Below are 16,976 nucleotides of genomic sequence, written 5' to 3'. Positions count from 1 at the left end.
GGCGGACGGGCAGAAGGGGCGTGGATCGCACCGACAGGGAGCTGGGGCCGGGAACCCGCTGCGCCCTTCTGCCGCGTCTCAGTCAGCCTCGCAGCTTAGAGCGTCCGCCGCGCTGCAGACAGCCATCGGTCTGGCCGCGCTTGCAGACGGGGTAATGGTCGCGCGGGGGCGGGGGCGGGAAGGCTTCGCTCGGCGTCAGCCGGCTCGGCACGAACACGACCTTCTGGCCGGGCTGCGGCGGCCCGTCGGGCCACATGGTGGCGGGGGCAAAGCCACCCTGCGGGGCCGGGGCGGGGGTGGTATTCTGGGTCGATTGGGCCTGGGCAAATGCCGGGCTGCTCAGGGTCAACGCGGCAGCAAGTATCGTCAGCTTCATCAGCCGTCTCCTGCATTGGTACGCGGGTGCGTGAACATGGCACCCGTTTCGCTAACGCATCGACTTCGATTTCGATCCCAAAAAAGTTGCGCCCGTGTGCAGGTTCCGCGTGCGGGCGCGAAAAAGCCTCAGTTGCCCGCGTCCAGCGCGTAGCCTGCCGAGCGAACCGTGCGAATGATGTCCGGGCGGTTGCCCTTGTTGATCGCCTTGCGCAGCCGGCGGATGTGGACGTCGACGGTGCGCGATTCGATGTCGCTGTCATGTCCCCACACGGCATCGAGCAGCCGCTCGCGGGAGAACACCCAGCCGGGATGCTCGAGGAAATGCTTGAGCAGGCGGAACTCGGTCGGCCCCAGCGCGATCACTTCGCCGCCACGGCGCACCTTGTGGCCCACCGTATCCATTTCGATGTCGGCATAGGTCAGCGCTTCTCCCGCCAGTGCCGGGCGTACGCGCCGCAGCACCGCGCCGACGCGCGCGACCAGTTCGCGCGGAGAGAAGGGCTTGGTGACATAATCGTCGGCGCCGGTTTCCAGTCCGCGGACGCGATCTTCCTCTTCGCCGCGCGCGGTGAGCATGATGATCGGCACATTAGCGGTTTCCGGCATGCGGCGCAGGCGGCGGCAAACCTCGATGCCGGAAAGCCCCTCGACCATCCAGTCGAGCAGGACGATGTCCGGCGTCGCTTCCTTGGCGAGCAGCAGCGCTTCCTCGCCGTCGGGGGTGTGTTTCACTTCATAATCTTCACGCTTGAAGTGCCAGGTGACGAGCTCTGCGATCGCGGCATCGTCTTCCACCAGCAGCATTTTGACCCGTGCCATATGTTCCCCCTAGCTCCCGTTGCCCTCGCCGCTTTCTATGTCGGCGATATAGTGCCCGGTCGCAGCAAAATAGACCATCTCGGCGACATTGGTGGCGTGGTCGCCGATCCTCTCCAGGTTTTTGGCCACGAACAGCAGATGTGCCACCTGGCTGATCGTGCGCGGGTTTTCGACCATGAAGGTCACCAGCGTACGGAAAATCGAATCGTAGAAATCGTCGAGCGCATTGTCGCTCGCATGGACTGCGGCAGCAGCCTGGGCGTCACGCGCAGAGAAAGCGTCCAGCGCATCATGCACCATGTCGGCGGCCACCTGGCCCATGGCCGGCAGGATCGAAATCGCCTCGATCCGCTCTTCGCCCTCGGCGTGGATCATCGGCACGCGCTTGGCGATGTTTTTGGCATAATCGCCGATGCGTTCGATGACGGCGGCGATCTTCAGCGCGGCGATCACTTCGCGCAGATCGTCCGCCATCGGCGCACGCAGCGCGATCACGCGGACGACCAGCTTTTCGAGCTCGGCCTCGATCGCGTCGATCTGCTTGTCCTTGTGGCGGACGGTGCGGGCAAGCGCGACATCGCCGCGCGACAGTGCCTTCATCGCATCGTAGATCGCCTGCTCGGCCAGTCCGCCCATCTGCGAGATCAGTGCACGCAGCTGGCCGATGTCCTGATCGAACGCCTTGACCGTATGTTCGTGGCCAGTGGCCATCAGCCGTACCTTCCGGTGATATAGTCCTTCGTGCGCTCCTCGCGGGGTGCCGTAAAGATATTGTCGGTTTCGCCATATTCGACCAGTTGGCCGAGATGAAAGAAGGCAGTGCGCTGCGAGACGCGCGCCGCCTGCTGCATGTTATGGGTAACGATCACGATTGCATATCGGCCGCGCAGTTCGTGGATAAGCTCCTCGATCTTGGCGGTGGCGATCGGGTCGAGCGCGCTGGCTGGCTCGTCCATCAGGATTACCTCGGGGTCGACGGCGATCGCGCGGGCAATGCAGAGCCGCTGCTGCTGGCCGCCGGATAGCGCGGTGCCGCTGTCGGACAGGCGATCCTTAACTTCGTCCCAAAGCCCGGCGCGCTTCAGCGAACGCTCGACGATCGCCGCCAGATCGGCCTTGGAGCTGGCGAGCCCGTGAATACGCGGGCCATAGGCGACATTCTCGAAGATCGACTTGGGGAAGGGGTTGGGCTTCTGAAACACCATGCCGACGCGAGCACGCAGCTGCACCACGTCCATGTCGGCGGAATAGATATCCTCGCCGTCCAGCGTGATCTCGCCCGTCACGCGCGCACTGGGAATGGTGTCGTTCATGCGGTTGAGCGTGCGCAGGAAGGTTGACTTGCCGCAGCCCGAAGGTCCGATGAAGGCCGTGACCTTGTCCATGTCGATATCGATCGACACGTCGCGCACGGCCTGGTTGTCGCCATAGAAGACGCTGACGCCGCGTGCCGACATCTTGTGGGTAGCGGAAGGGGAGGCGACGGTCATTACCAGCGAGTCTCGAACTTGTTGCGAAGATAGATGGCCAGCCCGTTCATGGCGAGCAGGACGACGAGCAGCACCAGAATGGCGGCGCTGGTCTTTTCGACAAAGCCGCGGCTCACTTCGTCCGACCACAGGAAGATCTGCACCGGCAGCACCGTGGCCGGATCGGTGAAGCTGCCCGGTGGCGTGACGATGAAGGCGCGCATGCCGATCAGCAGCAGCGGTGCGGTTTCGCCCAGCGCGCGGGCCATGCCGATGATGGTGCCGGTCAGGATGCCGGGCAGCGCCAGCGGCAGCACATGGTGGAACACCACCTGGATCGGGCTCGCGCCGATGCCCAGTGCTGCATCGCGGATCGAGGGCGGCACGGCCTTGATCGCGTTGCGGCTGGCGATAACGATCACTGGCATGATCATCAGCGCGAGCGTGACACCGCCGACCACGGGCGCCGAACGCGGCAGCATCGGGCCGAACACGCGGCTGCCGATTTCCCAGGTGCCGAGGAATACGGCGAGGCCCAGCAGGCCGAAGATGATCGAGGGAACCGCCGCCAGATTGTTGATCGACACTTCGATCAGGTCGGTCCAGCGGTTCTTCGGCGCATATTCTTCCAGATAAATTGCCGACAGCACGCCCACCGGAAACGCGATCAGGAAGGTGATCGCCATCGTCATCAGCGAGCCCTTCAGCGCGCCCCAGATGCCGACAGCGGCCGGATCGGTCGAATCCGATTCGGTGAGGAAGCCCCAGTTGAAGCCGCGCCCGATAGCGTCCGCCTTTTGCAGCCGCGCGACGCCCGCTTCCATTTCGGGGGTGCCGTCGCGTTCCAGCGCCTGGTCGAAGCCGGCGGAAGCGGGAAGATGGAAAACGGCGCGGTGCTCGAGCAGCGACGGGTCGCGCTTCACTGCGTCGCGCACCACCACCCAGGCGCTGTCGGCAAGGAAGGTGTCGCCGCCCGGGCCGAAAGCGGCGGTGGCGGCAACGCCCACGGCATCCTCCAGCCCCGCCCCCGCCAGGGCGAGATCGGCAGCGGGGCCGTTGAGCCGGCTGCGCTCCACTTTCACGCCGGCTGCATGCAGATCGATCGGCAGCGCCAGTTCGGTGCGGGTGAAGCCGCGCCAGCCGCCACCCACCATCGTGAGCAACAGGAAGCCGAGAAACGCCGCCGACAGCAGCACCGCACCTGCCCCCAGCAGGCGGAACCGGCGCTCGGCAGCATAGCGGCGGCGGATGCGCTTCTGCATCGCCGGCGATTTCCAGTCGGTCGGCTGGCGTTCGGCCGATGCGGCGGGCTTATTCATAGGCTTCGCGATATCGTTTCACGACGCGGAGCGCGACGATGTTGAGGAGCAGCGTGATGACGAACAGCGTGAGGCCCAGCGCGAAGGCGGCCAGCGTCTTCGGGCTGTCGAATTCGGCCTCGCCGGTCAGCAGGTCGACGATCTGCTTGGTAACCGTTGTCGCGCTCTGAAAGGGATTGAGCGTGATCGTCGCAGCGCCCGAAGCGGCCATCACCACGATCATCGTCTCGCCGATCGCGCGGCTGACCGCCAGCAGCACGCCAGCCACCACGCCGGGAAGCGCGGCGGGGATCAGCACGCGCGAGATGGTTTCGCTGGTCGTGGCGCCCATCGCCAGGCTGCCGTCGCGCATCGCGGTGGGAACGGCGGCGATCGAATCATCGGCCATCGAGGAGACGAACGGAATGATCATCACGCCCATGACAAGTCCGGCCGCCAGCGCGCTTTCCGACGATGCAAAGGGATTGCCGAGCATCACCGCGAGCTGGCGCACCGCCGGCGCGACGGTAAGCGCGGCGAAATAGCCATAGACCACGGTCGGTACGCCGGCGAGGATTTCGAGGATCGGCTTCATCCAGCGGCGGGTGTTGGGCGCGGCATATTGCGTCAGATAGACGGCGCTCATCAGCCCGAACGGAATTGCCACCAGCATCGCGATCACGGCGCCGATGAAGAAAGTGCCCCAGAAAAGCGGCACCGCGCCGAGTGAGGCGCCGGGATCCTTGGGGTCGATGACCTGCGGGCTCCAGTGCGTGCCGAACAGGAAATCGAGCGGGGGTACGACCGAGAAGAATCGCATCGATTCCCACATCAGCGACAGGAAGATGCCGATGGTGGTGAGGATAGCGATCAGCGAGGCCACCAGCAGGCCGAGCATCAGCGTGCGTTCGACCTTGGATCGGGCGCGGAACTCGGCACCGATTCGCGACATCGCAAAGGCGCCGCCGGCCAGCGACAGCAGGATAGCGGCGGCGGTGCCGATCCAGCCATAGCGGGAACGCTCGGCGCGGACGACCGGTGCCAGTCGCTGCGCGAGCGGATCGACATCGCCGGCCAAGGGATCGTCCGCCACCTGCCGTGCCTGGGCGATCACAGCGTCGCGTTCGAAGGCGAAGCTGGAAAGCTGGGCGGCGGCGGGGTCGCTCAATACAGCCTGGCGGACCAGGCTGGGGCTGAGCGCCGCCCATACCGCGAGGAATACCAGCGGCGGCACCAGCGTCCACATCATCACATACCAGCCGTGCTGGGCCGGCAGCGAATGCAGCCGCTTGCGTCCGCCGCGTTCGAACCGCACCGCCCGCGCCCGCGCAGTCAGCCAGCCGATCAGTCCCAGGCCGGCGACTAGAAATAAAAGCGCGTAGACGTTCACCAGGAAACCACTTCGACATAATGCCCGGTCAACACCGGCGCGACAGGCAGATCAGTGCAACTCGGTCGGGTCAAGCGCAAGCTCCAGTTCGATCGCTTCGGCCATGCGGGTGCGCAGCTTTTCCGGCGCAGCGATAAGGCCGCGCTTCACCAGCGGACCATCCGGCCCCCACATGGTCGTGTAAAGCTGCAGGAAGTCCTTCATTCCTGGCACAGCCTTCATGTGGCGCTTCTTGACGTACAGATACAGCGGACGCGCGCCCGGATAATGGCCGTTGGCGATCGTCTCATAGGTCGGGGCTACCCCTTCGACCGGCACGCCGTGCAGCCGGTTTTCGTTTTCCTGCAGATAGGAATAGCCGAAAATGCCGAGCGCATTGGGGTTCTGGGCCAGGCCCTGGACGATCAGATTGTCGTTTTCACCCTTGTCGACATAGGGGCCGTCGTCGCGGATGCGGCGGCATGCATTTTCGAACTGGGCGGGATCGGCCGATGCCTTCAGCTTCGCAGCATCGGGGAAGGCATCCATGCAGCCGGGCTGCAGCATCAGTTCGACAAAGGCATCGCGGGTGCCGCTGGTCGCAGGCGGGCCCATCACCAGGATCGGAATCGCCGGCAGCTCGGGGTTCACGTCCTTCCAGGTCTTTGCCGTGTTCTTCTTGCCCATCGGGTTGGCGGCGAGCGCGAGGTAGATGTCCTTCTTGCTCAGCTTCAGCTTCGGCCCGCTGTTCGATTCGGCCAGCGCCACACCGTCCAGACCGATGATGATCTCCAGGATCTCGCCGACCTTGTTCTGCTGGCATCGGTCATATTCGTTGCGCGTCATGCGGCGCGAGGCATCGGCAATGTCGGGAAACTGCGCGCCGACGCCTTCGCAGAACTGGCGGATGCCCGGGCCGCTGCCGATCGATTCGACCACCGGCGCCTTGCGCCCGCTCTTGGCGTTGACGAACGCTTCTGCAACGGCCGTGGAAAAGGGATATACGGTCGACGAACCGACGATGCGGATTTCCCGCGTCGAACTGCCGTCGCACGACGAAAGCGCAAACACACCGAACGCGATGAGAGCAAGACGACCCAGCATCGTCACCTCCTGTGGTATCGGGAAAATCCGCAAAGAAACCGGCGTGCCCCATTGCCGGCAGCTTCGCCCATCCGGCAATCGCGTTACGCCATTATGACACGCGCTGAATTGGCAGTCTCACGGTGACGGTGGTGCCCTTGCCCAGGGCGCTGCGGATGTCGAGGCGGCCGCGGTGGCGTTCGACGACATGCTTTACGATCGCGAGCCCGAGGCCGGTGCCCCCCAGCGAGCGGCTGCGCCCTGAATCGACTCGATAGAAGCGCTCGGTCAGTCGCGGGATGTGTTCGGCGGCGATGCCTTCGCCTTCGTCGGAAACGCTCAGCAACACCATCGTATCGCTGTCGCTGCGCAGCGAAACCGTGACCGGCGTCCCGTGGCGGCCATATTTCATGGCGTTGCCGATCACATTGTGGAGCAGCTGGCTCAGCTGGGTACGGTCGCCGCGCACCGGTTCCACGACTTCGATCTCGGTCACCAGATCGGCGGCACGCGGGCTGCCGGACAATTCCTCGCACACCTGGTGGATCAGATCGGCGAGCGCGACCGATTCGGCCGGTGCACGATATTTCTCCGCTTCGATCCGGCTTAGCGAGATCAGGTCGTTGATCAGACGCTCCATCCGGCGCGCCTCGTCGTGCATGATCTTCAGGAAGCGCTGGCGGATTCCGGGATCGTCGCCTGCCTCGTCGGCCAGCGTTTCGACATAGCCGAGCAGCGAGGCGAGCGGCGTGCGCAGTTCGTGGCTGGCATTGGCGACGAAATCGACCCGCATACGGTCGGCGGCATAGCTGCCGGTGCGATCGACCAGATGGACGACGCGCTCGCCGGTCCCCAGCGTGCGCACGCGCATTTCCCAGCGCTGCTCGCGCGTGCCCAAGCCGACCAGGTGAATCGGCGCGGTCGGCAACTGGTCGCCGGGTTCCAGCAGCCGTTCGGCGGCGGCGGGGTGGCGGATCGCCAGCCGCACATCCTCGCCCAATATGTGCTGGCCCAGCAGCGTGCGCGACGCTGCATTGGCGGCGATCACGCGATTGGACGCCGTCACCAGCACCGGCTCGGCAATCGCTTCGATCACTTCGCCGATCGCCGGCTGGCGCGCATCGGGTGTGGGATCGGCTGGAGGCGGGGGCGGGGCGGGACTGTCGCCCATCGTTGCGATCAGGACGGCCGCGATGCCGCCTACTACTACAACCAGCGCGCTCTGCGCATCGCCATTCAGCAACAACCCCGCCAGCGCGGCGAGTGCCACCACGGCCATGGCAATCAGGGTGCGGAAGCTGAACGCCGACAACATGCGGCCCTAATAGGGACGGGGGCGTCCCAATACGAGCCCAGATTTACGATTGCGAAACAAGGTCTGGCGCAGGAAAAGCGGGCATGGCCGATGAACCGTCCGGATCGAACCCTACCCGCCGGGCCCTGATGCTGGGCGCCGTCGGCGCGACGGCGATCGTTTCGATCCGCCCGGCGCTGGCGCAGACCAGCGCGTCGGTGATGCATTGCGAAATTCCGGTGCCCGATCCCGGCCGTGCCGGCAGCTATATCGCCGATGACGGCAGGCTGGTGCCCGCCGGCACCAAGGGGGCCTATGCTCCGCCGGGCGTTTCGTTCAAGGCGCAGGATGTGAAGACGGCGCTGGCCGGCGGAATACTTCCAGGCACCTCGCCCGAGGCGAGCCGCGCCTACACCAACTATATCCGCCGCCTGCAGGCCGGGACCAGCGGCTTTACCTGCTTCGCCTCGCTGCAGATGCCGCGCGGCTGAGGCGGGCCGCGCTCCTGCCATGATCCGCTATCGCGCCGCCGATCCGGCGACTCTGCGGGTCGTGCCGCTCGACGCGCTGACGCTGCTGTACCACCGCGCCTCAGGCATCACCCATATCGTCGACGCGCCGGTGCCGGAAATATTGCGCGCGCTTGGGGAGACTCCGCTCGACCTGCCGACGCTGCTTGCGCGGCTTTCCGCGCAATATGACCTCGCCGATGCTGATCCTGCGGCACTGGCGGTGCGGCTGGACGAACTGGTGCAGGCGGGATTGGTGGAGCGGCTATGCGCCATGTGACCACGCTCCGCATCGGGACGCTCGGCTTTCGTATCCGTAGCGACTGGCGCGCGCCGGTCGTGGCGCTGGAGTCGCTCTATCGCGACTATCCGCGCCCGGATGCGGGCATTGTCGATTTCAATGTGCATCTGTTCGCTGTGCGTCCCTGGCGGCGGTTGCTGCGCCCGTCGGTTCATATCGGCGGTGATTTCGTGATACCCGATGCGGCACCGCTGCCGCTCGCACAGGGGCTGCTCGCGGCGGAAATGGGGATGAACCTGCAGGTCGCGCTGGGGCTACGACGCTATCTGCTGCTCCATGCCTCTGCCGTCGAGCGGGACGGGCGGGCGGTGCTGATGACCGGCATTTCGGGCGCGGGCAAATCGACGCTGGCGGCGCTGCTGATGGCGCGCGGCTGGCGGCTGATGGGCGACGAATTCGCGATGGTCGATCTGGACAGCGGCGCGGTGCTGGGCTTCCCGCGGCTCGTCAGCCTGAAGAACGAGGCTATCGGCGTGGTGGAGGCGGCGCTGCCGCACGCGCGGTTCGGACCGGTGCTGGCGGGGACGCCCAAGGGGACGATCCGCCATCTCGTCCCCGATGCGCGCGCGATTGCCGCCATGGCCGAACCCGCCGTGCCGGCGCTGATCCTGTTCCCGCGCTTCGGCTTTGCGGCAGCCGAGCGGCCGGTGCTGCCCAGCGAAGCGTTCGTGCGGCTGACCCAGGCCTCGACCAACTATGTCGCGCTGGGTGAACGCGGCTTCGACGCGCTGGCGCGGCTGGTGCAGAGCGTGCCGGCGTGCGCGATCGATTATCCCGACGCGGATAGCGCCATCGCGATGGTGGAGGCGCTGGCATGAACCCCGCGCTGCTGCTCGCTACCGTGCTGCGCGACCCCGGCCGGGCGGAGGGACTGGAGGCGGCGCAGTGGAATGCCCTGTTCGCCGTGGCACGCGCCGAGCAGCTTATGGGTACGCTCGCGCACCGCCTGTCGGGCCTGCCCATGCCGGCGCCCGCCGCACGGCTGGTGGCGGATGCCATCGTATCGGCGGAGCAGGGGCGGACGGCGGCGTTGTGGGAAGCGGAAATGGCACGCCGCGCGCTTGCGGCTACGGGGATGCCCGTCGTGCTGCTCAAGGGTACGGCCTATGCTGCGGCAGGCCTGTCACCCAGCGTGGGGCGGGCGATCGGCGATCTGGACATACTAGTGCCGCGCGATCGGATCGAGGAGGCCGAGGCCGCACTGCTGGCCGCTGGCTGGGAATGGGTGAAGCCCGATCCCTATGACGATGCCTATTATCGGCGGTGGATGCACGAACTGCCGCCGCTCATCCACCGCGAGCGCGACCGGATGATCGACGTGCATCACACCATCCTGCCGCTGACCGCCCGGATCCGCCCGGATGCCAAGGCGCTGCTGGACGATGCGGTGCCGCTGGGGAACGGGCTGGCGATCCTCTCGCCGCACGACATGCTGTGCCACGCCGCCGCGCACATGTTTGCCGATGGCGATCTGGCAGGGGGCATGCGGAACCTGTGGGACATCCACTGCCTGCTGACCGAATTCGGCACCGAGGGGCTGGAGTCGCGGGCGGCACGGCACGGCCTGGGCCCGGCCGTCGCTCGGGCGGCGCGGCAGGCGGCAAGGCTCTATGGCACCGCCATTCCGGAAAGCTGGCAGGTTTGGGACAGCGCAGATCCCTTGTTTCTGCGCTGCTTCGCGGCGCGTGATGCGTGGGGACGGCCGACGCGGCGGCTGACGCGGCTGGGCTTCTACATCCGCTCGCACTGGCTGCGCATGCCGCCCGCGATGCTGGCGTCGCATCTGTGGACCAAATGGCGCAAGGGCCACCGGCCGGGTTAGGAGCTCAGTCTTCGAAGCGCGGGCACCAGCGCCGAATAGTCTCCGATCACGGCGTCGGCTCCCAGCGCCCTCGCCGGTTCGCTGGCAAATCCGAAGTCCACGGCAACGCAGGGCAGCCCCGCCGCCCGCGCGGCCTCCACGTCGAACCGCGTGTCACCGACAAAGGCCGCCGGGCCGCCGCCCAGCCGCTCCACCATCGCCTGCAGCGGCGCCGGTGACGGCTTGGCCTTGCCCGGCCCCAGCGTATCGCCGCCGATCACCAGCGAGAATCGATCCGTCAGCCCCAGTTCGGCGACCAGCTTCACCGCGAGCGACTCGTTCTTGTTGGTGACCACGGCACAGCGCACGCCCAGCCCCGCAAGCGCGCCCAGCGCTGCCATCACTCCCGGATAGACCCGGCTGTCTTCGGCGACATGATCGTCATACCAGGCGATCAGCATCGGATAGAGCCGTTCGACCTCCGCTTCGGTACCGCCGCCTGTCATCGCCAGTCCCTGCGCGAGCAGATGCCGCGTGCCCAGCCCCGTAAGCGGCTTCACCGCCTCCAGCGGCAGGGGGACGCGGCCGATCGACGCCAGCACATGGTTGAGCGCCCGGGCGATGTCGCCCAGCGAATCGACCAGCGTGCCGTCCAGATCGAAGCCGACGATCGCAAAGGGAAAATCCTGCATGTCGCTCGCCAGACAGCATCGGTCTGGAAATGGCAATCGTCCCGTGGCAGGGGGCCGGGCGGATTAAGGGAGGCGCCTTGTGACTGCACCGATTGCCGCGATCATTCTTGCTGCCGGCAAGGGCACGCGGATGAAATCCGATACCCACAAGGTTCTCCACCCCATCGCCGGGCGGCCGATGCTGCTCCACCTGATCGACAGCGTGAAGGCGCTGGGTGCCGCCCGCGAAGTGGTGGTGGTGGGCGCCGGCCGCGAGCAGGTCGAGGCAGCAATCGCCCCGCATGGTGCGCAGACCGCGCATCAGGCCGAGCAGCTTGGCACTGGCCATGCGGTGCTGCAGGCACAGGACGCGCTGGCCGGCTTCGATGGCGATGTCGTCATCCTCTATGGCGATGTGCCGCTGGTGACTGCAGCGACGATGCAGCGGATGCTTGAGCGGCTGCACGGCACCGACAATCCCGCCGTCGTGGTGCTCGGCTTCCGCCCGGCTGACCCCGGCGCCTATGGCCGCGTGATCGCTGATCCTAGCGGGCGAATCGTCAAGATGGTCGAGTTCAAGGACGCGACCGCCGAAGAGCGCGCCGAGACGCTGTGCAATTCCGGGCTGATGGCAGTGCGCGCGCGCGACCTGTTCGCCTTGCTGGGCCGCGTCACCAACGACAATGCGGCGGGCGAATATTATCTGCCCGACATCGTGATGCTGGCGGCCCGCGACGGCCGGCCCTCGGCCGTGATTGAAACCGACGCTACCGAAGTTACCGGCGTCAACAGTCGTGGCGAGCTGGCCGCGCTCGAAGCGGAATGGCAGCAGGTACGCCGCGCCAGGGCGATGGCGGATGGCGCCACGCTGATCGCGCCGGAAACGGTGTGGTTCGCACATGACACGCAGATCGGCCGCGACGTCACGATCGAGCCGAACGTCGTGTTCGGCCCCGGCGTGACGGTGGACGACGGCGTGGTGATCCGCGCGTTCAGCCATATCGAGGGTGCCCGGATCGAGGCGGGCGCCAGTGTCGGTCCGTTCGCGCGGCTGCGCCCCGGCGCGGTGCTGGGCGCGGGATCGCATGTCGGCAATTTCGTCGAGCTGAAGAATGCGGTGCTGGGCGAAGGCGCCAAGGCCAACCACCTGACTTATCTGGGTGACGCCAGCGTGGGCGCGGGTGCCAATATCGGCGCGGGTACTATTACCTGCAATTACAATGGCTTCCTGAAGCAGAAGACCGAGATCGGGGCAGGCGCCTTCATCGGATCGAACAGCGCGCTGGTGGCGCCGGTCACGATCGGCGACGGCGCGATCATCGGCGCCGGCTCGGTAATCACCCGCGATGTCGAGGGCGATGCGCTGGCCGTCACGCGCCCCGAGACATTGACGAAACCGGGCTGGGCCACGACCTTTCGTGCCAAGATGAAGGCACGAAAGGCCGCCAAATGACCGATCGTTACACCGACAAGCCGTTCCTCAAGCTGCTCGATTGCTATGTGCTCGATTCGATCGGCCATCTCGACGCCGCCAGCGATGCGGCGCTTACCGCGATCGAGCCGCAGCTTGCGGTAACGTTCGGCGTCGCTGCGCCGTGGCGCGCGATCGTGGCGGAAAAGATGCAGTTTCCGGATGGCGTTGCCGGCGCCATCCGCGAAGTGTGGGAAAAGGGCGCGGTCCGCTTTCGCGAGGCGCAGGGGCATGAACCGGATCCCGGCGAATTCACGCGCGTATTCGTCGACACCAACTTTCCGCATTGATGCGTGATCGTTGCGCCGCGCGCCAAATTTTTTGCGCTATACCCTAAACTTCATAAACTTTAGTGGCGTGCACATGGGTCGGTTGCGGTGCGGTCCGGGGCTAAAGTTGGTGGCAATGAATGCGCTTCGCCAGTGCGATCGTTCAGCCTGGCGACAGCGGTGGCGCCCTAGCGGCAGCCGCTTGCCTGAGCTAGGGCGCGTGCAGGAGGGCTGATGCCATGTGCGGAATCGTTGGAATCGTCGGTAAGGAAGACGTCGCGGAACGCCTGTTCGAGGGGCTCAAGCGGCTGGAATATCGCGGCTATGACTCCGCAGGCATCGCCACTGATGTTGACGGCCGGATCGAGCGCCGCCGCGCTTCGGGCAAGCTGGTAAATCTCGGCAAGGAACTTGCCACCAACCCGCTGCCCGGCACCACCGGCATCGCTCATACGCGTTGGGCGACGCATGGGGGGCCCACCACCAACAATGCGCACCCGCACGCCACCGGTGAAGTGGCCCTGGTCCACAACGGCATTATCGAGAACTTCAAGGCGCTGCGCGAAGAACTGACGGCGCGCGGCCGCAAGTTTGAAAGCGAAACCGACACCGAAGTCGTCGCCCACCTGGTCAGCGAGAAGGTAGAGGCCGGCATGGCGCCAGCCGATGCCGTGCGCGAGGTGCTACCCCGGCTGCACGGCGCCTTCGCGCTCGCCATCCTGTTTCGCCAGCATCCGGACCTGCTGGTCGGCGCGCGGCTCGGCTCGCCGCTGGTAGTCGGCTATGGCGACGGCGAGACTTATCTGGGCTCCGACGCGCTGGCGCTGGCACCGCTTACGCAGCGCATCGCCTATCTGGAGGAAGGCGACTGGGTCGTCATCACGAAGGACGGCGCACAGATCTTCGACCGGGAAAATAATCCGGTCGAGCGGCCGGTCACGATTTCAGGCGTCACCGGCGAGCTGATCTCCAAGGGCAACCACCGGCATTACATGCTGAAGGAGATTTACGAGCAGCCGATCGTCGTTGCCCAGACGCTGCGGTCCTACCTCCAGCGCATGGAGGAAAAGGTCACGCTGCCGATCCCCGATTTCGACCTGTCCACTATCAAGCGCGTCACCATCGTCGCCTGTGGCACCAGCTTCTATGCTGGCATGGTCGCCAAATACTGGTTCGAGCAGTTCGCGCGCGTGCCGGTCGACCTCGATGTCGCGTCCGAATTCCGGTATCGCGCGCCGGTGATGGAAGAAGGCGGGCTGATGATCGTCATCAGCCAGTCGGGTGAAACTGCCGACACGCTCGCCGCGCTGCGTCATGCGCGCAGCGAGGGGCAGAAGATCGCCGCAGTGGTGAACGTGCCGACCAGCTCGATGGCGCGCGAGGCGGACCTGCTGCTGCCCACCCATGCCGGCCCGGAAATCGGCGTCGCGTCTACCAAGGCCTTTACCTGCCAGTTGGCGGTGCTGGCCGCGCTGGCGGCGAACCTGGCCCGCGCCAAGGGCAAGCTGGACGAGCAGGAGGAGCGCCGCATCGTCCGCCATCTGGCCGAAGCTCCCGCCTCGCTCAACGCCGCGCTGGCCTATGACGAATCGATCCAGGCGATGGCGGGCGTCATCGCCAGCGCGCGTGACGTGCTTTATCTGGGGCGCGGCACCGATTATCCGCTGGCGCTGGAAGGCGCGCTGAAGCTGAAGGAAATCAGCTATATTCACGCCGAAGGCTATGCTGCCGGTGAGATGAAGCATGGGCCGATCGCCCTGATCGACGATGCCGTGCCGGTAATCGTGATCGCGCCGTCTGGGCCGCTTTTCGACAAGACTGTCAGCAACATGCAGGAAGTGCAGGCGCGCGGCGGCAAGGTGGTGCTGATTTCCGACTATGACGGCATCCAGGCTGCGGGCGAGGGATGCATGGCGACCATCACCATGCCCAAGGTCCACCCGCTGATCGCCCCGCTCGTCTATGCGGTGCCGGTGCAGTTGCTGGCCTATCACGTCGCCGTCGCCAAGGGGACGGATGTCGACCAGCCGCGCAACCTGGCGAAGTCGGTTACGGTGGAGTGACGTAAGCGCGGCGCTTGTTGCATGCGACCCCTCCCGCTTGCGGGAGGGGTCGGGGGAGGAAGGGCAGGTAAGTCCAACTGGCCCCCGCTGCCGAAATATGGCCTTCTCCCCTTCAGAGGGTTTTTGCGGCGTTTAATCGTTGTAAAACAAAGTGTTAGAAAAAGTCGAAATTCGGCCTGCTTGCCGCCCCGTTCCGGCGGTCTATATCGCTCGCACCTGCAGCAAAGAACCACCGATGTCCGCACCTGATCGCCTCCACGGCCCCCAAGGCCCCAGCCTGCTCGCATCGATCCACGATGTCGGGCCGCGTTCGGAGGCTGCGGTCGATCGGCTCGCCGACCTGTTCCTGAAGCATATCGGCACCCCGCGCTATGCGATGCTGGTCGTGCCTGACCATTGGGGCGAGGCACCGCTGGTGCCCGGCAGCCCCTTTGCTACCCGGCTGCGCGCCTGGGCGGATTCGGGCATCGAGATGTTCCTGCACGGCTGGTTCCACCGCGACGTGGCCGACCATGCCTCTGCTGCCGCGCGCTTCAAGGCGAAGCATATGACGGCGGGCGAGGGTGAGTTTCTCGGCCTCGATTACGCCACTGCCCGCGACCGGATGGAGCGCGGCAAGGCGCTGGTCGAGGACATTATCGGGCGCCCGGTGACGGGCTTTATCGCCCCGGCCTGGCTCTATGGCGAAGGCGCGCGTGCGGCGGCGCGCGATTGCGGCTTTACGCTCGCCGAAGACCATTTCCGCGTCTGGTCGCCCCAGCGCAATGACGCCATTCTGGCCAAGGGGCCGGTGATCACCTGGGCCAGTCGCAGCAAGAGCCGGATCGCTTCGTCGCTTGCGGTGGCCGCGCTGGCGCGGGCGCTGCTGCCGCGCCGCCCCGCCATGCGTTTGGGGGTACATCCGGGTGACGTGACGGTACCGGCACTGATCACCAGTATTGACAAGACGCTTGCTTCGCTGTCCCGTGGCGGCCGGTTCGGGCAATATCGCGAGCTGCTGGAGACGCATTGATGCGCATCCTTGACGTCTGCGCTTTCTACAGCCCCTATGGCGGCGGCGTAAAAACCTATGTCCGGCGCAAGATGGCGACCGGGCCGGCAATGGGTCATGAGATCATCATCCTTGCGCCGGGCGAGCGCGAAGAGATCCTCGAACAGCGCGATGGTGCCATTCTGGCGACGATTCCGGCGCCGTTGCTCCCGCTCGACCGGCGCTATCGCTATTTCGACGACGAGCCGTTGCTCCACGCCGCGCTCGACAAGTGGAAACCGGATTTCGTCGAAGCGTCTTCGCCTTGGCGCAGTGCCTCGATGGTGGCCCGCTGGCAGGGCGCGGCGCCGCGTTCGCTGGTGATGCATGCCGATCCGCTGGCGGCCTATGCCTATCGCTGGTTCGGCACGATCGCCAACCGCGAGACGATCGACAAGGGCTTCTCGTCCTTCTGGCAGCATTTGCGGCGGCTCGACGAGGGCTTCGATCTGGTGGTTACGGCGGGCCGCGACCTGGCCGATCGGCTGGCCGAGGGTGGGCTGCAAAAGGCCGTGACGATCCCGATGGGTGTCGAGCCCGGCTATTTCTCGCCTTCGCTGCGCGACGAGGCCTTGCGCGCCGAATTGCTGGCAAGCTGCGGGCTGGGGCCGGAAGCGACATTGCTTATCGGGGTCGGCCGGCTGGCGGCGGAGAAGCGCTGGCCGATGGTGATCGAAGCGGCCGAGGCCGCCGGCGTCCAGCATCCGGTCGGGCTGATCCTGATCGGCGCCGGCACGGCCAAATCGCGCGTGCTCTCGGCAATGGGGCGCAACCCGCATGCCCAGCTCTTCGCGCCGACCAGTGACCGGCAGCAACTCGCGCGCGTGCTCGCCAGTGCTGACGCACTGGTGCATGGCTGCGAGGCAGAGACCTTCTGCATGGTCGCTGCCGAGGCGCGCGCCAGCGGCCTGCCGCTGATCGTCCCGGATCGCGGCGGGGCGGCCGACCAGTTCGTATCCGGTCAGGGGGCGCTCTATCGCGCCGCCGATGCAGCCGATTTGCGCGACGCACTGGTGCGCTTCGTCGAAACCACGCCGGTGTTTCATCGCCTGCGCGCGACGGCGGATGCGGAGGGCACCCGCACGATGGACACGCATTTCGAAGAGCTGTTCGCCGCCTATCGCAGCACGCAGCTCGCCTACGCGGCCTGA

General features: G+C 66.2%; 18 protein-coding genes. 9 read left to right on the top strand and 9 right to left on the bottom strand.

The window, feature by feature from the left end; genetic code table 11:
* Nucleotides 1-82: 82 nt before the first annotated feature.
* The 8 genes from ACT53M_RS15200 to ACT53M_RS15165 form a co-directional block, all read right to left on the bottom strand.
* Nucleotides 83-376: a hypothetical protein gene (locus ACT53M_RS15200; RefSeq protein ID WP_476234395.1), complete on the bottom strand. Its 294-nt coding sequence runs from the start codon at nt 374-376 to the stop codon at nt 83-85.
* Between the two features lie 128 nt (nt 377-504).
* Complete coding sequence (gene phoB / locus ACT53M_RS15195; RefSeq protein WP_084581980.1) at nt 505-1,197, bottom strand: phosphate regulon transcriptional regulator PhoB; 693 nt, start codon at nt 1,195-1,197, stop codon at nt 505-507.
* 9 nt (nt 1,198-1,206) lie between these two features.
* Nucleotides 1,207-1,908, bottom strand: coding sequence for a phosphate signaling complex protein PhoU (phoU, locus tag ACT53M_RS15190; RefSeq protein WP_476234393.1), 702 nt, complete (start codon nt 1,906-1,908; stop codon nt 1,207-1,209).
* On the bottom strand, nt 1,908-2,687 hold the full coding sequence (gene pstB, locus ACT53M_RS15185; RefSeq protein ID WP_476234391.1) for a phosphate ABC transporter ATP-binding protein PstB: 780 nt from the start codon (nt 2,685-2,687) through the stop codon (nt 1,908-1,910). Before pstB ends, phoU begins: the two co-directional genes overlap by 1 nt.
* On the bottom strand, nt 2,687-3,985 hold the full coding sequence (gene pstA / locus ACT53M_RS15180; RefSeq protein ID WP_476234389.1) for a phosphate ABC transporter permease PstA: 1,299 nt from the start codon (nt 3,983-3,985) through the stop codon (nt 2,687-2,689). The genes pstB and pstA overlap by 1 nt, the downstream gene beginning before the upstream one ends.
* Nucleotides 3,978-5,354 (bottom strand): phosphate ABC transporter permease subunit PstC, encoded by a 1,377-nt coding sequence (pstC, locus tag ACT53M_RS15175; protein ID WP_476234387.1) that lies wholly within the window; start codon nt 5,352-5,354, stop codon nt 3,978-3,980. Before pstC ends, pstA begins: the two co-directional genes overlap by 8 nt.
* A 51-nt stretch (nt 5,355-5,405) precedes the next feature.
* Nucleotides 5,406-6,437, bottom strand: coding sequence for a substrate-binding domain-containing protein (locus ACT53M_RS15170; RefSeq protein ID WP_476234385.1), 1,032 nt, complete (start codon nt 6,435-6,437; stop codon nt 5,406-5,408).
* Nucleotides 6,438-6,528: 91 nt separating this feature from the next.
* Nucleotides 6,529-7,731, bottom strand: coding sequence for an ATP-binding protein (locus tag ACT53M_RS15165; protein WP_476234384.1), 1,203 nt, complete (start codon nt 7,729-7,731; stop codon nt 6,529-6,531).
* 83 nt (nt 7,732-7,814) lie between these two features.
* On the opposite strand from ACT53M_RS15165, the gene ACT53M_RS15160 reads away from it, so the two are divergent.
* From ACT53M_RS15160 to ACT53M_RS15145, 4 genes are read left to right on the top strand one after another with little or no spacing between them, the layout of a single operon-like run.
* Nucleotides 7,815-8,201 (top strand): hypothetical protein, encoded by a 387-nt coding sequence (locus tag ACT53M_RS15160; RefSeq protein ID WP_476234383.1) that lies wholly within the window; start codon nt 7,815-7,817, stop codon nt 8,199-8,201.
* A 19-nt stretch (nt 8,202-8,220) separates the two neighbouring features.
* Entirely contained in the window at nt 8,221-8,499 is a 279-nt protein-coding gene (locus tag ACT53M_RS15155) for an HPr-rel-A system PqqD family peptide chaperone (protein WP_476234382.1), read from the top strand.
* A complete protein-coding gene (locus ACT53M_RS15150; RefSeq protein WP_476234381.1) occupies nt 8,487-9,338 on the top strand; it encodes an HprK-related kinase A in 852 nt (283 codons plus the stop codon). The genes ACT53M_RS15155 and ACT53M_RS15150 overlap by 13 nt, the downstream gene beginning before the upstream one ends.
* Entirely contained in the window at nt 9,335-10,342 is a 1,008-nt protein-coding gene (locus ACT53M_RS15145) for a nucleotidyltransferase domain-containing protein (protein ID WP_476234379.1), read from the top strand. Before ACT53M_RS15150 ends, ACT53M_RS15145 begins: the two co-directional genes overlap by 4 nt.
* Here the strand turns inward: ACT53M_RS15145 and ACT53M_RS15140 are convergent.
* Nucleotides 10,339-11,013, bottom strand: coding sequence for an HAD-IA family hydrolase (locus ACT53M_RS15140; RefSeq protein ID WP_476234378.1), 675 nt, complete (start codon nt 11,011-11,013; stop codon nt 10,339-10,341). The two genes, ACT53M_RS15145 and ACT53M_RS15140, sit on opposite strands and share 4 nt — an antisense overlap.
* 79 nt (nt 11,014-11,092) lie before the next feature.
* Between ACT53M_RS15140 and glmU the strand changes: the two genes are divergently transcribed.
* The 5 genes from glmU (at nt 11,093) to ACT53M_RS15115 (ending at nt 16,976) form a co-directional block, all read left to right on the top strand.
* Nucleotides 11,093-12,445, top strand: a complete 1,353-nt coding sequence (gene glmU / locus ACT53M_RS15135; protein WP_476234376.1) for a bifunctional UDP-N-acetylglucosamine diphosphorylase/glucosamine-1-phosphate N-acetyltransferase GlmU — start codon at nt 11,093-11,095, stop codon at nt 12,443-12,445.
* Nucleotides 12,442-12,753, top strand: coding sequence for a hypothetical protein (locus ACT53M_RS15130; RefSeq protein ID WP_476234375.1), 312 nt, complete (start codon nt 12,442-12,444; stop codon nt 12,751-12,753). Before glmU ends, ACT53M_RS15130 begins: the two co-directional genes overlap by 4 nt.
* Nucleotides 12,754-12,971: 218 nt before the next feature.
* A complete protein-coding gene (gene glmS / locus ACT53M_RS15125; RefSeq protein WP_476234373.1) occupies nt 12,972-14,795 on the top strand; it encodes a glutamine--fructose-6-phosphate transaminase (isomerizing) in 1,824 nt (607 codons plus the stop codon).
* Nucleotides 14,796-15,030: 235 nt separating this feature from the next.
* Nucleotides 15,031-15,807, top strand: coding sequence for a DUF2334 domain-containing protein (locus tag ACT53M_RS15120; RefSeq protein WP_476234371.1), 777 nt, complete (start codon nt 15,031-15,033; stop codon nt 15,805-15,807).
* A complete protein-coding gene (locus tag ACT53M_RS15115; protein WP_476234369.1) occupies nt 15,807-16,976 on the top strand; it encodes a glycosyltransferase in 1,170 nt (389 codons plus the stop codon). Before ACT53M_RS15120 ends, ACT53M_RS15115 begins: the two co-directional genes overlap by 1 nt.

It is taken from the genome of Sphingomonas sp. DMC6 (genome assembly GCF_056314225.1).
The sequence above is the reverse complement of the archived record's forward strand: the minus strand, read 5'-3'. Positions and strand labels throughout refer to the sequence as shown.